This window comes from Ruegeria sp. N4, assembly GCF_056531425.1.
Genome location: NZ_JBQFLT010000011.1, coordinates 41,593 through 54,110, shown reverse-complemented (window position 1 = coordinate 54,110; position 12,518 = coordinate 41,593). Strand labels below are relative to the sequence as shown.

At 59.6% G+C, this 12,518-nt stretch carries 11 protein-coding genes; 7 read left to right on the top strand and 4 right to left on the bottom strand.

Going from position 1 to position 12,518, the window contains the following annotated elements; translation table 11 throughout:
* Nucleotides 1–232 precede the first annotated feature (232 nt).
* Nucleotides 233–1,192: a MurR/RpiR family transcriptional regulator gene (locus ACR0LW_RS16185; protein ID WP_480883270.1), complete on the bottom strand. Its 960-nt coding sequence runs from the start codon at nt 1,190–1,192 to the stop codon at nt 233–235.
* 164 nt (nt 1,193–1,356) lie between these two features.
* On the opposite strand from ACR0LW_RS16185, the gene ACR0LW_RS16180 reads away from it, so the two are divergent.
* The 7 genes from ACR0LW_RS16180 to ACR0LW_RS16150 all read left to right on the top strand — a co-directional run bounded on the left by ACR0LW_RS16180 (nt 1,357) and on the right by ACR0LW_RS16150 (nt 8,165).
* The gene (locus ACR0LW_RS16180) at nt 1,357–1,875 is read left to right on the top strand and encodes a TRAP transporter small permease (protein ID WP_480883268.1); all 519 of its coding nucleotides are present in this window, start codon (nt 1,357–1,359) and stop codon (nt 1,873–1,875) included.
* Complete coding sequence (locus ACR0LW_RS16175) at nt 1,872–3,155, top strand: TRAP transporter large permease (RefSeq protein WP_480883266.1); 1,284 nt, start codon at nt 1,872–1,874, stop codon at nt 3,153–3,155. The genes ACR0LW_RS16180 and ACR0LW_RS16175 overlap by 4 nt, the downstream gene beginning before the upstream one ends.
* Before the next feature lie 36 nt (nt 3,156–3,191).
* Nucleotides 3,192–4,232, top strand: coding sequence for a TRAP transporter substrate-binding protein (locus ACR0LW_RS16170; protein ID WP_170521489.1), 1,041 nt, complete (start codon nt 3,192–3,194; stop codon nt 4,230–4,232).
* Nucleotides 4,233–4,320: 88 nt separating this feature from the next.
* Nucleotides 4,321–5,787 carry a M81 family metallopeptidase gene (locus tag ACR0LW_RS16165; protein ID WP_480883264.1) on the top strand — a complete coding sequence of 489 codons (1,467 nt, stop codon included), beginning with the start codon at nt 4,321–4,323 and terminating at the stop codon, nt 5,785–5,787.
* Nucleotides 5,784–6,839 carry a D-TA family PLP-dependent enzyme gene (locus ACR0LW_RS16160; RefSeq protein WP_480883262.1) on the top strand — a complete coding sequence of 352 codons (1,056 nt, stop codon included), beginning with the start codon at nt 5,784–5,786 and terminating at the stop codon, nt 6,837–6,839. The genes ACR0LW_RS16165 and ACR0LW_RS16160 overlap by 4 nt, the downstream gene beginning before the upstream one ends.
* 21 nt (nt 6,840–6,860) lie before the next feature.
* The gene (locus ACR0LW_RS16155) at nt 6,861–7,766 is read left to right on the top strand and encodes a sugar kinase (protein WP_480883260.1); all 906 of its coding nucleotides are present in this window, start codon (nt 6,861–6,863) and stop codon (nt 7,764–7,766) included.
* Nucleotides 7,767–8,165 carry a RidA family protein gene (locus ACR0LW_RS16150; RefSeq protein WP_170521481.1) on the top strand — a complete coding sequence of 133 codons (399 nt, stop codon included), beginning with the start codon at nt 7,767–7,769 and terminating at the stop codon, nt 8,163–8,165. It begins immediately after the preceding gene.
* Between the two features lie 165 nt (nt 8,166–8,330).
* On the opposite strand, the gene ACR0LW_RS16145 is transcribed toward ACR0LW_RS16150, so the two are convergent.
* From ACR0LW_RS16145 to ACR0LW_RS16135, 3 genes are read right to left on the bottom strand one after another with little or no spacing between them, the layout of a single operon-like run.
* Nucleotides 8,331–10,112 carry a thiamine pyrophosphate-binding protein gene (locus ACR0LW_RS16145; protein ID WP_480883258.1) on the bottom strand — a complete coding sequence of 594 codons (1,782 nt, stop codon included), beginning with the start codon at nt 10,110–10,112 and terminating at the stop codon, nt 8,331–8,333.
* Nucleotides 10,112–11,521 carry an aldehyde dehydrogenase family protein gene (locus ACR0LW_RS16140; RefSeq protein WP_480883256.1) on the bottom strand — a complete coding sequence of 470 codons (1,410 nt, stop codon included), beginning with the start codon at nt 11,519–11,521 and terminating at the stop codon, nt 10,112–10,114. The genes ACR0LW_RS16145 and ACR0LW_RS16140 overlap by 1 nt, the downstream gene beginning before the upstream one ends.
* On the bottom strand, nt 11,502–12,431 hold the full coding sequence (locus ACR0LW_RS16135) for a sugar phosphate isomerase/epimerase family protein (RefSeq protein WP_480883255.1): 930 nt from the start codon (nt 12,429–12,431) through the stop codon (nt 11,502–11,504). The genes ACR0LW_RS16140 and ACR0LW_RS16135 overlap by 20 nt, the downstream gene beginning before the upstream one ends.
* Nucleotides 12,432–12,518: the final 87 nt, after the last annotated feature.

Here is a 12,518-nt window from a genome sequence, read left to right as displayed (position 1 = left end):
CACGTCTTTCATCCAGCGCCTAGGCTGGCTTTCTGTTCAGACGGCGAAGCCGCCTGTTCTCGGTAGGCTACCGCGTGGTGAACGTGGGAGTGGGGCGAGGCAACGCTATTCTAGAATGGTGGTGCGGCGCGCAGGCGCAGCTTAAGAGAGGGTGCAGTTTGTTAGGGTCGCCCGTGGGGGAAGTCAGCGCCTTAACCACAAACAGAAGAACGTGGTACTGTTCCACGCTGGATCAATCCCCCAGCGGCTGCGGGCCTGTTCGTCCGTGATAGGCAGTCAGCGACGCCCGGATCCGCCGCAGGTTCTCTTTGGTCTCGTCCGTCATCTCTTGCGCCACGGTCATTGCCAGTGCATCGACGATGGCAAGATGGGCGTATCGGGACGCAGTTGGTTTGTAGATGTCGCTGTCTTCCGGCAGGTCGGTCAGCAGGGCGATCTTTGAGGCATTGGCCAGTCGCGTATTTGGCCGTGTGATGCAGATCGTTGTTGCCCCGTAACCGTTGGCGACTTCGGCTGCGGCGACGATGGCGTCCGCTTCGCCGCTGGCTGAGACCAGAAAAAGCACATCCTCGCCCCGCAGTGACGCGGCGCGCATCTGCAGGACATAGCTGTCATTGGTGAAGAACGACGGGATACCCAGCCGGAAAAACCGGTTGGACGCTTCCTGCGCAACAAAGGACGACCCGCCGCCGATGCCGGAAAACAGGATCTGGCGCTTGTCCAGACAGGCGTCTCGGGCCGCTTCCAATGCGTTTGTATCGACCTGACGGCGCATGGTCTCCATGGTAGCGAACATGGCACCAAGTACCTGATCGATGGCGGTATCCGCGTCCGATCCTGCGTTGCCGGGATTGCCAAACAGGTATTGCGCGCTGACCGCGATGTTCTGCGCAAGGCGCAACTTGAAATCCCGAAACCCTTCGCAACCAAGGCTACGGCAGAACCGGACGACCGTTGGCTTGCTGACCGCGCATTGCTCGGCCAGATCGCCAATCGCCATGGCGCTGATGTCGTTCAGGTGCTCTTTGACATAGTCCGCGACCTTCTGTTCCTGAACGGCCAGCTTGATCTGACCGCTGTGCAGGGCCGAGATCAAATCCACAGCGCCCGAGCGCCCTTTGTGGGGCGGGAATTCGTTCTGGCCGGAGGGTTGGTCGTCGTTCGGCACGGTTTGGCCTTTCTGCATTTTCATGAAACTTAGTTACACAATTTCTTGTGAGCAAACAAGAAATGCCGGGAAATTGGGGAATGTATAGCAAAATGTCGTAACTCAGTAACATTTTTTCGTTGATTTGACGTCGATTCCCGCGCAAAATGAAACTAAGTTACAGATTCGCGATCTTGGGAGGGATGCGAATGTCCAACTGGTTTGCTGGCGCAAGCGCGCGGATAAACTCTGTCATCGAGGGGATCGTTGCCGCGCTGATGCTGGCCCTGGTTCTGGATGTCTGGCTGGGTGTCATCGACCGCTATTACTTTCACTGGCAATTGCCGTGGCCCGAGGTGTTGGCGCGATACCTGATGATCTGGGCGGCGCTGCTGGCGGTGTCCTCGGGGATTGCGCGGCGCGATCACATCGGGCTTACGGCGTTTGTCATGGTGCTGCCGCGCCCGGTTCGACGCCTTTTGTTGATCGTGATGGACATTCTGGCGCTGGCCCTGTTCCTGTATGTCGCCTGGTTCGGCATCAGCTTTGCCCAAAGCGGAGCGCCGAGGCAGGCCATGATCTTCGGCGCAAGCCTTGCCCCGTTCTATGCAGCCATTCCCGTGGCGGCGGCCTTGTCGGCGGTGCAACTGGTGCTGGTCCTGTTTCGGGATCTGGGTACTCAGATCGACGAACCACCTTTTCCCCATGAGGTGGAGGATATGTCGTGATCGTCGCCGTCACATTCGTCGCCCTCATCCTGTTTGGAATGCCCATCGGGTTCGCCATTGGCCTGGCCGGAGTCGTTGGCCTGATCGACGTGGGCGGAACCCAGTTTCTGGCAATCGGGCCCAGCAAGGTCTTCAACGGGCTCAACATCTTTCCCTTTCTCGCCATGCCGTTCTTCATTCTGGCGGGCGAGATCATGAACGATATCGGGATCACCAGCCGCCTTGTAAAGCTGGCGCAGGTTCTGGTGGGCCGGTTTCGCGGCGGGCTGGCCCACACGAACATGCTGGCATCGGTGTTTTTCGCGGGGCTGACAGGCTCGGCCACGGCGGATGCGGCGGCCTTTGGCCGGACGCTGGTGCCTGCCATGGTGAAAGAGGGTTACAGGCGCGACTACGCCTGCGCCGTCACGGCAGCGGGGTCGATCATCGGCCCGACCATTCCGCCCTCGGGGCTGATGGTGGTCTATGGCTCGCTGATGGGTGTGTCGATTGCCGGTCTGTTCGCCGCTGGTGTCTTACCCGGACTGGTCATCTGCCTAGTGTGCATGGCCGTCATCGCCATCGGCGGCAAGCGCGAGAACCTGCCCAAAGCCCTGCGCGGTGCCACCCCGCGCGAAGTCTGGGAGACATTCGTATCTTCGCTGACGGCTCTGGCGATGCCCGTGATCATTCTGGGCGGTATTTTGGGCGGTATCGTCACACCAACCGAAGCGGCCTCGATCGCCGTCGCCTACGCACTGTTCATCGGTATCTTCGTGTACCGGACGCTGACGTTCAAAGGCTTCTACCGGATGCTGGTGCGCACGGCGCGTATCACCGGTGTGATCTTCGTCATCATCGCCTTTGCGGGCATTCTGGGCTGGTGGATGAGCTTTGAGCGCATCCCGCAACTGATCGCCGAAACCGTTCTGGGCCTGTCCGACAACCGGTATGCCGTCATCGCCATCATCATCGGGCTGTTGCTGATCGTCGGCATGGTGATGGATATCACCGCGATCCTGATCATCCTCGCCCCGGTTCTGGTGCCGCTGACACAGCAGGTCGGGCTCGAGCCGATCCATGCCGGGATCATTTTCGTGCTGGCCCTGAATATCTCGCTGATGACGCCACCTGTGGGGGCCTGCCTGTTCGTGTTGTCCTCGGTCACGGGTGAACGGCTGGAACGGATATCGCTGAAACTCTTCCCGTTTCTGATCGCGGAAATTGGCATCCTCTTTGTCTTTGCCTTCTGGGAAGACGCGGCCCTGTGGCTGCCCCGGATGTTGGGCTTTGCCCAGTGACGAACTCATCAAAACCAAACCAACAGGAGAAGTAACATGAAGAAACTGCTCACAACCGTCGCGATGACAGCGACCATGATGGCCAGCACGGCGCTGGCCGAAGGTGGTGTCATCAAGTTCGGCCATGACAACAAGACCGACCCGTTTGAAAATCCGGCACATGCCTGTACGGCCGTGTTTTCGAACCTTGTAACCTCGGGCACCAATGGCAGCGTGTCGGTTGAGGTCTTCGGCTCGAACCAGCTGGGATCAGCGGCCGAGCATGTGCAGCAGGTGCGCGACGGGATCATTCAGGCGACGCTGACCTCGACCGGTGCGTTGGCCAGTTACTATCCGCGCATCGATGTGCTGAACCTGCCTTTTGCCTTCAACGGCAACGCCGCGACCTATGAGGTTTTCGATGGCGAATTCGGCGAAGCTCTGGCCGCCGATATCGAGGCCGAACTGGGCGATGTTGTCGTGCTGGGTTTCCCGGATACCGGCGGTTTCTTTGCCGTCACCAACTCGCAACGGCCGATCGCGGACCTGAAGGATTTCGACGGCATCCGCATCCGCACCATGACCCTGCCGTCGCATCAGAAGATCGTGCAGGCGCTGGGGGCCGAGGCTTATCCGCTGTCCTGGGGCGAGGTCTATTCCGGGCTTCAGACCGGCGTGATCGACGGGCAGATGAACCCGGTTCCGATCATCTCTTTCGCCAACTTCGCCGAGGTGCAGCAATACCTGACGCTGACCAACCACCTGTTCTCGCCCTATACTTTCATGATCAACCGCGCCTTCTTTGAAAGCCTGTCCGAGGCTGAACAGGCCACGATCCGCACCGCCGCCGAAAACTGCGTCACCGCCAGCCGTGGCCTGTCGCGCATCATCGAAGCGTCGGATCGCGGGCTTGCGGGGCTGATGGACCAGATTCAGGTGACCGCGCTGAATGACGAACAGCGCGCCGCGATGGCTGCAGCAACGCAGCCCGCGTTCGAGGCGCATGTTCAGGAGAATCTCGACGAAAAGGCCAATGAACTGCTGACCAGCTTCAAGGCCGCGGTCGATGGCGCCAACAGCGCCTCGTATCTCGACTGATCCTCCCAGACTGCCGGAGACAACCGGCAGCACCTTACGTCGGAGGCCGCGATACGGCCTCCGACCTCACCAGCGAATTGGAATGAACATGCGCGTCTTTTGTGCGTCCCTTGCGACCGAAACAAATACGTTTTCCCCCCTGCGCACGGATTTCTCCGATTTTGAGCAGAGCTTTTACGCACCACCCGGCCAGCACCCCGAGACGCCAACCCTGTGCAGTGCCGTGTTCCCGGCATTGCGGAAACGGGCGCAATCCGGTGGGCTGGAGCTGATCGAAGGCACCGCCACCTGGGCCGAGCCGGGCGGTTTGCTGAACAAGGAAACATGGCAGCGGCTAAAGCAGGAAGTGCTGGATCAGGTCACAGCCGCACTGCCGTTGGATGGAGTTGTTCTGGGGCTGCATGGCGCGATGATCGCCGAAGGGTGTCTGGATTGCGAAGGTGTGCTGATCGAAGCCATTCGGGACATTGTCGGGCCGGACACGGTTATCGGCACCAGTTTCGACCCGCACAGCCATCTCAGCCGGAAGCGGGTCGAGAATGCGGATGTCATCACCGTGTTCAAGGAATTTCCCCACACCGATTTTGTCGAAGCGGGCGAGGCCTGCGTCGATCTGACTCTGCGCGCGATCAAGGGCAAAATCCGGCCCGTCATCTCGGTGTTTGACGTCCGGATGCTGGATGTCCTGCCAACCAGTCAGGAACCCATGCGCAGTTTCGTGGACCGGATCAAGCAGATGGAGACCGAAGGCGAGGTTCTGTCGGCCTCGGTCATTCATGGCTTCATGGCCGGGGACTCGCCGGATTTGGGCGCCAAGATCATCGTGCTGACCGACAATAACCCGTCCAAGGCAGATCGCATCGCCCACAATCTGGGGGCAGAGCTGTTTTCCTTTCGGGGCCAGACCAAACCCGACTACCTAACCCCTGCCGAGGCCCTGTCCAAAGCGGCACAGGCCCCGCGCGGTCCTGTCGTTGTGGCCGATGTCTGGGACAACCCCGGCGGCGGCGTGGCAGGCGATTCAACCCTGATCCTGGAACAGGCCATCGCACGCAATATGACCTCGATCGCTTTTGGCACGATCTGGGACCCGATGGCCGTGCGCCTGTGTCATGCCGCAGGTGAAGGCGCGGAGTTCGATCTGCGCTTTGGCGGGAAAACCTCGGCGTTGGCTGGCAACCCAATCGACGCCACGGTCAAGGTCCTGCGCAACCAGCGTAACGCAGTGCAAAGCTTTGGCGCATCCGTTGTTCCGATGGGCGATTGTTCGGTCATTCAACTGGGCGGGATTCAGGTCGTTCTGAATTCGAACCGCAGTCAGGCATTCTCGCCCGATCTGTTCACCAATCTGGGCATCGACATCTCGCAAAAGAAGGTGCTGGTGGTGAAATCGACAAACCATTTCCACGGCGCGTTTTCCGACGTCGCAAGTGAAATCATCTATGCCGCCGTCGAAGGCCCCTATCCGAATGATCCAACCAAAACGCCGTATAAGAACCTCACACGCGCGATCTGGCCCATTGTCGAAGACCCCCACAAGGAGGCCGCAGAATGATCTTTCCCGAAATCGACACTCCGGCGGTTCTGATTGATCTGGACATCGCCGAGGCCAATATCGAGCGCTTTCAGGCCCATTGCGCCAAACATGGGCTGGCCGTGCGACCCCATATCAAAACGCATAAGCTGCCATTGCTGGCCAAACGGCAAATGCAGGCCGGGGCCATTGGCATCACTTGCCAGAAGGTCAGCGAGGCCGAGGCGATGATTAGTGAGGGTGACATCGACGATGTGTTGATCACCTACAACATCCTCGGCGATATGAAACTGTCCCGCCTGCGTGCGCTGGCCGAGAAGACGCGCCTGACCGTTGTGGCCGACAACACGGAAACGGTAGACGGGCTGTCGCGGTTCTTTGCGGACGCGGCTGAGCCTTTGGGCGTGCTGGTGGAATGCGACACGGGTGCCGCGCGCTGCGGCGTGACTTCGCCCACGCAGGCGTGTGAACTGGCCCGATACATCGGGGGCAAGCCCGGCCTGACATTCCGAGGTCTCATGACCTATCCGCCGGTTGGGCAGGAAGGCGCGGTTCAGAACTGGCTCAGCACCGCAAAAACCCGGATCGAACAGGCCGGGCTGACGGTCAGCGTGATCTCGAACGGCGGCTCTCCGGGCATGTGGCAGGCGCAGGATGTACCGATTGCGACCGAGTACCGGATCGGCACCTATGTCTACAATGACCGCTCGTTGCAGGCGCGGGGTATCTGTACGTGGGATGAGTGCGCCCTGAGCGTTCTGACCACTGTGATCTCGGTTCCCGCCCCTGACCGCGCCGTGATCGATGCCGGGTCCAAAGTGCTGACATCCGATCTGCTGGGGCTGGAGGGGCACGGGTATGTTTTGGGCCGACCAGACATTCTGGTTCAGGGCCTGTCGGAAGAGCACGGCGTTTTAAAGGCCGACAAGATCAACCTCAAGGTCGGCGACCGTCTTCGGATCATTCCAAACCACGCCTGCGTGGTGACCAATATGGTAGATCAGGTCGAAACCGTTCGCGGCAACAGCCAACTTGGCCCTTTGCCGGTCGTCGCGCGGGGGAAAGTGCAGTGATGCGTTGGGAATGGCGGCGCGATGAGTGACCTGATTTGTCTGGGTGAGCCCCTGTTTGAACTGAACGCCCACCCGGACGGCACCTTCCAAAGCGGCTTTGGCGGCGATGTCTCGAACGTGGCGGTCGCCGCGGCCAGACAGGGCGCAAAAAGCGCACTGATCTCGCGCGTTGGGGCTGATCACTTTGGCGAGCAACTGAGGGGCTTATGGTCGCACGAGGGGGTGGATCATACCCATGTCGCACAGGTTCCCGACGGCGAGACCGGTATGTACTTTGTCTTCCATGACGAGGGCGGACACCGGTTCGTCTATCGCAGAAAGGGTTCTGCCGCGAGCCGGATGACCCCGCGCGACGTGCCCGAGGAAACCATCGCAAATGCCGGGATGTTCTACACCTCCGGCATCAGTCTCGGGGTGAGCGACGACCTGCGCGCGGCAACGCAGTACGCGATCCACACAGCGCGCACCGCCGGGGTTCCCGTTGCCATCGATCCCAATCTGCGCACCGCCCTGTGGTCGCTGGAACAGGCCCGCGCGGTCACGCATGACGCAATGCGAAACTGCCAAATCGCGTTACCCGGACTGGACGACGCACGGCAATTGACGGGTCTTCACAGCCCCGAGGACATCATCGGTTTCTACCATGATCTGGGGGCTGAAATCGTAGCCCTTACGCTGGGGTCGGACGGCGTCGCACTGTCACAAGGCGGCGGTATCCACAGCTTGCCCGGATTAAAGGTCGATGCCGTGGATGCCACCGGTGCCGGTGACTGTTTCAACGGCATTTTCCTGTCCTCCTACCTGCGCACGAGGAACGCACTGACATCCGCCGAGCTTGCCAACCGCGGCGCGGCGCTGTCGACCACGGGCTTTGGCGCCGTCGCCCCCATCCCTTACCCAAACGAGTTAACAGAAGGAAAAACCTGAATGTCTGAGAAAAAGATCCAACGCCTGGGCGATGACAAAACCGGAGCAGGCGGCCAGCCCTTGCCCTTTGCGCCCGCGGTACGTGCCGGAGATTTCGTGTTCATCTCAGGCCAGGTCGCGATGAAGGAAAACGGCGAAATCGAACCTGGCGGCATCGAGGCGCAAACCCGAAGAACCATGGAAAACCTGATCGCCGCTCTGGCACTTGCCGATTGTACGCTGGACGATATCGCCAAGGTCGGCGTCTGGCTGGACGATCCACGTGACTTCTGGACCTTCAACAAGGTCTACGCGAGCTATTTCCCCAACGGAGGCCCGGCCCGATCCACTGTCCGCTCGCAAATCATGGTCGATGCGAAAGTCGAGATCGACGCGGTTGTTTATAAGCCGGTTGGGTGATCCGTAGACGGGCCAGATTGCAGGAAGCCGACGTTCACAATACCTTCGCTACTTTGGCGTCAAACTTGAAGATGCACTTGCAATCGCAAAAGCGATTGAAATTTCGCCAAACATGGATGAGCATTGGCACAAGAAACTGGGCGCGTCTGAACGCGCCCAGTTTCGTCAAGTCGCGACGTGCGACACGTCTTTGTCAGGCGAGTATATGTCCAAGATGTTCCAGTGCCCGGTCGTTGGCGTCGGGTTGTTGATCATTGGCACGTCGAGCACGGTTGGCTTGCCGCTCGCGATTGCCGCTTCCAACGCGGGCAACAACTCATCAGCCGCGCTCAGCCTATGCCCTTCCGCACCATAGGCCCGCGCGATCTCGGCATAGCCCGGTCCGTTGGCGGGCGCTTCGGCTGATCCGGGGAAGGTTGTTCCATAGGTCAGACCGTAATGCGCCTTTTGCAGACCTGCGATGGTGCCGAAGGCGTTGTTGTTCATCACCAGCCAGATGATGCCCAGATCAAGTTCGACCGCCGTCGCCAGCATCGAGGGGTTTTGACCGAAACCACCATCACCAACCAGGCTGATCACCACGCGATCGGGTGCTGCCAGTTTCGCGCCGATCGCGCCCGGAGGGCCAAAACCCATCGTGGCGAACCCGCCCGGCGTCAGTATTGAACCGGGTGTCAGGATATCGAATTGCTGCCCGACACCGTTCTTGTTCCACCCAACGTCCGTGGTGATGATGGCATCCTCAGGCAGTGCCTTGCGGGTATCTGCCAGAATACGCTCGGGCATCATCGGAAAGGCCGATGAAGTCGCCATTTCCACGTTGCGCGCTTTGAAATCTGTTCGGAAGTCAGCGATCTTCTGTTCCAGCGCGGGGCGGTTGAAGCCGTCGGGATACATCTCGCGGGCAACGCGGGTCAGAACGCGCAGTGCGGCTTTGGCATCTGCGACCACACCGATCTCGGTGGGATAATTACGGCCGATTTCCTGCGGTTCGATGTCGATATGAATAACCTTTGAGCCGGGAATGTTGAACGTATAGCCGGGATACCAGCTGGAACAATCGGCCTCTTTGAACCGGGTGCCCACGGCAAAGATGTAGTCGGCATTCAGGCAGGACTGGTTGACCAGTTGGGTGCCCCAAAACCCGGTCATGCCCAGCACAAGCGGATGATCATCCCGCAATGCGCCCTTGCCCATTAAGGAATGCGCGACGGGCAGGCCCATATGTTCGACAAACTCGCGCAACTCCTCACTGGCCTGCGCCAGAAGGATACCGCCGCCGACATAGGCAACCGGGTTTTCGGCCTTCGCCAGTGCTTCGACGATCTCTCGCGCTGTTTCATCGTCAATCGACGGTTTCTTGAGCGCGCGCGTGTTGTCGCAGATACGGTCGAAACTGTCCGATGGGATCACCTCGGAGAAGATGTCCATCGGCACATTGACCAGCACCGGCCCGGGCTGGCCGCTTTCGGCCAGATGGAACGCCTTTTCCAAGATTTCCGCCATCAGGTCCGCGCGATCCACCCGCCAAGCACGTTTGACGAAGGGGCGATAAATCTCCCACTGGGCGGCGTCTGCGTGCAGGTTCACCTCTTGATGCGGATGCTTGCCGTAGTAATGCGTGGGAATGTCGCCTGCGATCACGACCATCGGAATACAGTCCAACGCGGCATTGGCGACCCCGGTGGCACAGTTTGTCAAACCTGGGGAGAGGTGTGACAAAACCACCGAGGCCTTGCCCGTCACGCGGGCATATGCATCGGCCGCGTGGCTGGCGATTTGTTCATGGCGCACCGTGACGAAATCAATCGGGCTTTCGGCCAAAGCGGCCAGAACCGCGATGTTTGTATGGCCACAAAGCCCGAACACATGCTTGACGTCACGGCGTTCGAGGAAATCAACGATATGCTCGGCGACGGTTTTGCCGTCCAGTTTTGCCCCGTCCATCACGCGACCTCCTGTCCGTAGAACTCACCGAACAGGTCCGGTTCCGAGGGGCGATCCTCGGGGATCGGACGGCTGACCCAGGTGTAGTTCATCATGTGTTTCATGGTGACGTTTTCATTGGTGATGTTGCCGCCCCAGATGCCGCAGCCCAGGCTGCTGGTCATGGGCATGCCATTGGTCCATGCACCAGCGTTGGCCTTGGACTGAGGCTGTCGAACCATCATGCGGCTGACCGGAGCCAGACGCGCCAACCGATCGATGTGATCGTCATTGTGGCTGTAGATGCCGCAGGAATGGCCCTTGCCCCCGGTGTTGTAGATTTGGCTGACTGTGTCCAGCGCGTCATCGAACGTGTCGAAATGGTACAGCGCCATCAGAGTGGTCAGTTTTTCCTTGGAGAACTTGTGCTGCGGCCCAATTTGCCCCTGATTTTCAACCATCAGAAACTTGCGATCTTCGGGGATGCTAAAACCGGCGACCTTGGCCGTTTGCTGAGGTGGGCAGGCGATGGTCGGGAATGTACGGTTTCCCTTTTCATCCCACATGGCTGCTTCGAGCATGGCCTTCTCTTCGTCCGAACACAGGTACCCGCCCTCGGCTTGAAGCGCCTTGACCATTTCGTCGTAAACCGAGCGCTGGATGATGATGTTGCCGTCGGCCGAGCAGCCCGACCCAAAGTCGGAGGTCTTTGAAATACGAGTGTTCTGCGCCGCGATGTCCAGATCGGCTGTCTCATCGATGACGATGGAGGAATTGCCCGCGCCGACGCCATAGGCCGGACGTCCGGAACTGTAGGCCGCTTTGACCATGGGCTTACCGCCCGTTGCCAGAGTCAGGTCGCAAATCTCCATCAGATGTTGCGTCAATGGGATCGACGGTTTGCGAATGGATTGAAACAGGTCTTCGGGCGCGCCTGCTGCTCGACAGGCTGCGCGCATGACCTCGACCATTTCAAAGGTGGTGTGGGCGGTTCGTGGGTGTGGGCTGAAGATGACCGCATTCCGGGCATTCGCGGCGGACACGCCAGTCACCGGCGGTGTCATCGCCGGGTTGGTCATGGGGATCAGGGATGCGATCACACCGGCGGGTTTGGCGTATTTCACCAGCCCTTTTTCTTCGTCGACTTCGACGATCCCGGTCGACGGCGTGCGCAAGACATCACGCAGTACCATATGGATTTTGAACCGTTTCGCAGGGCGTCCTTCACGATCTCCGATACCGCCTTCGTCCACGCCCTGCTGGGCCAGACGGGTAAAGGTCTTCTCGTTCCCCGCATACCACGCAATGGCCTGAGACAGGCGGTCCAGCCTGTCCTGATCCCAATCCTCGATCTCGGCCATGGCAGCGCGGGCGCGTGCCAGCATGTCGCCCGCCATGTTGCGGTCGTTTTCAGTGAGCTCTTTGCCCATGGTGATCCTCTTGGTGTTTTAGAATGGCTGCAACGGGCATACGGCGCTGTGACCGCGCCGCACCGAATGTTCGCTTGGCGTGGCTGAGACAGCGACGCGCGTGTTCTTCATATCCCAACTCGGCAACGCGGCTTTGGTTGGGCAGTTCGATGGAATAGTCTACGGGTGGCATCCGTTCGATGATGCCGGTGAAATCGATCCATCCCTCTCCGGGATAAAGCCGCGCATCACGGGCCAGCTGGATCATGCCCTCGCGCGTATCGGCGATGCCGGGCAGGCAGTCTGAGATATGCAGGAAGTGAAACAGGTCTGAGGGGACGTGCAAGAGCTCTCCCAAATCCACACGGCTGAGGTGCAGATAGAGTGTATCGACCAGAATACCGCCATTGGGCTGATCGGAAGCGCGGACAATATCCAGCGCCTCATCCAAGGTGCGCAGGCGGGAAAAGCTGGGAAACTCAAGGTCCACCGTCAGCCCGTAGGGCGCGGCCAGTTCGCAGGTTTCGGAATAGGCGTCGATCAGAAAGTCACGATCATCGCGGGTGTTGGTCCACGCGCTCATGATCATGCGCTTGGCGCCCAGTTCCCCGCCGATCTCCAGAGAAGGCTCAAAACTGCGTGGGTCAACATCTTCGGTGATGCGCGCAATCTCGATATCCAGAACCTTCAGGCCAGTGGTAGAAAGAGCGGTTTTGGTGGCCTGCACCTGCGCCTTGTCGATCGGGGATTGAGTGAATTCACCAGGCACATGCATCGGAATGAACCGGGGGCTGACGGCATCGTACCCGGCCCGCGCGGCGATATAGACCAGCTCGGGCGGCGTACATCCAATCAGCGTCAGATGCGCCAAGGAATAGAGAGAGGGGCCTGCGCCAGCCTCTTCGGGTTTCACCATGAACGACAGCTCCACGTGTCTGCGAATCTCAAATTCATCACATGTAGTAAAAAATATCTGATATTTTTAAAAATATCAACTTTTAATGCTGGGCAGGAGATG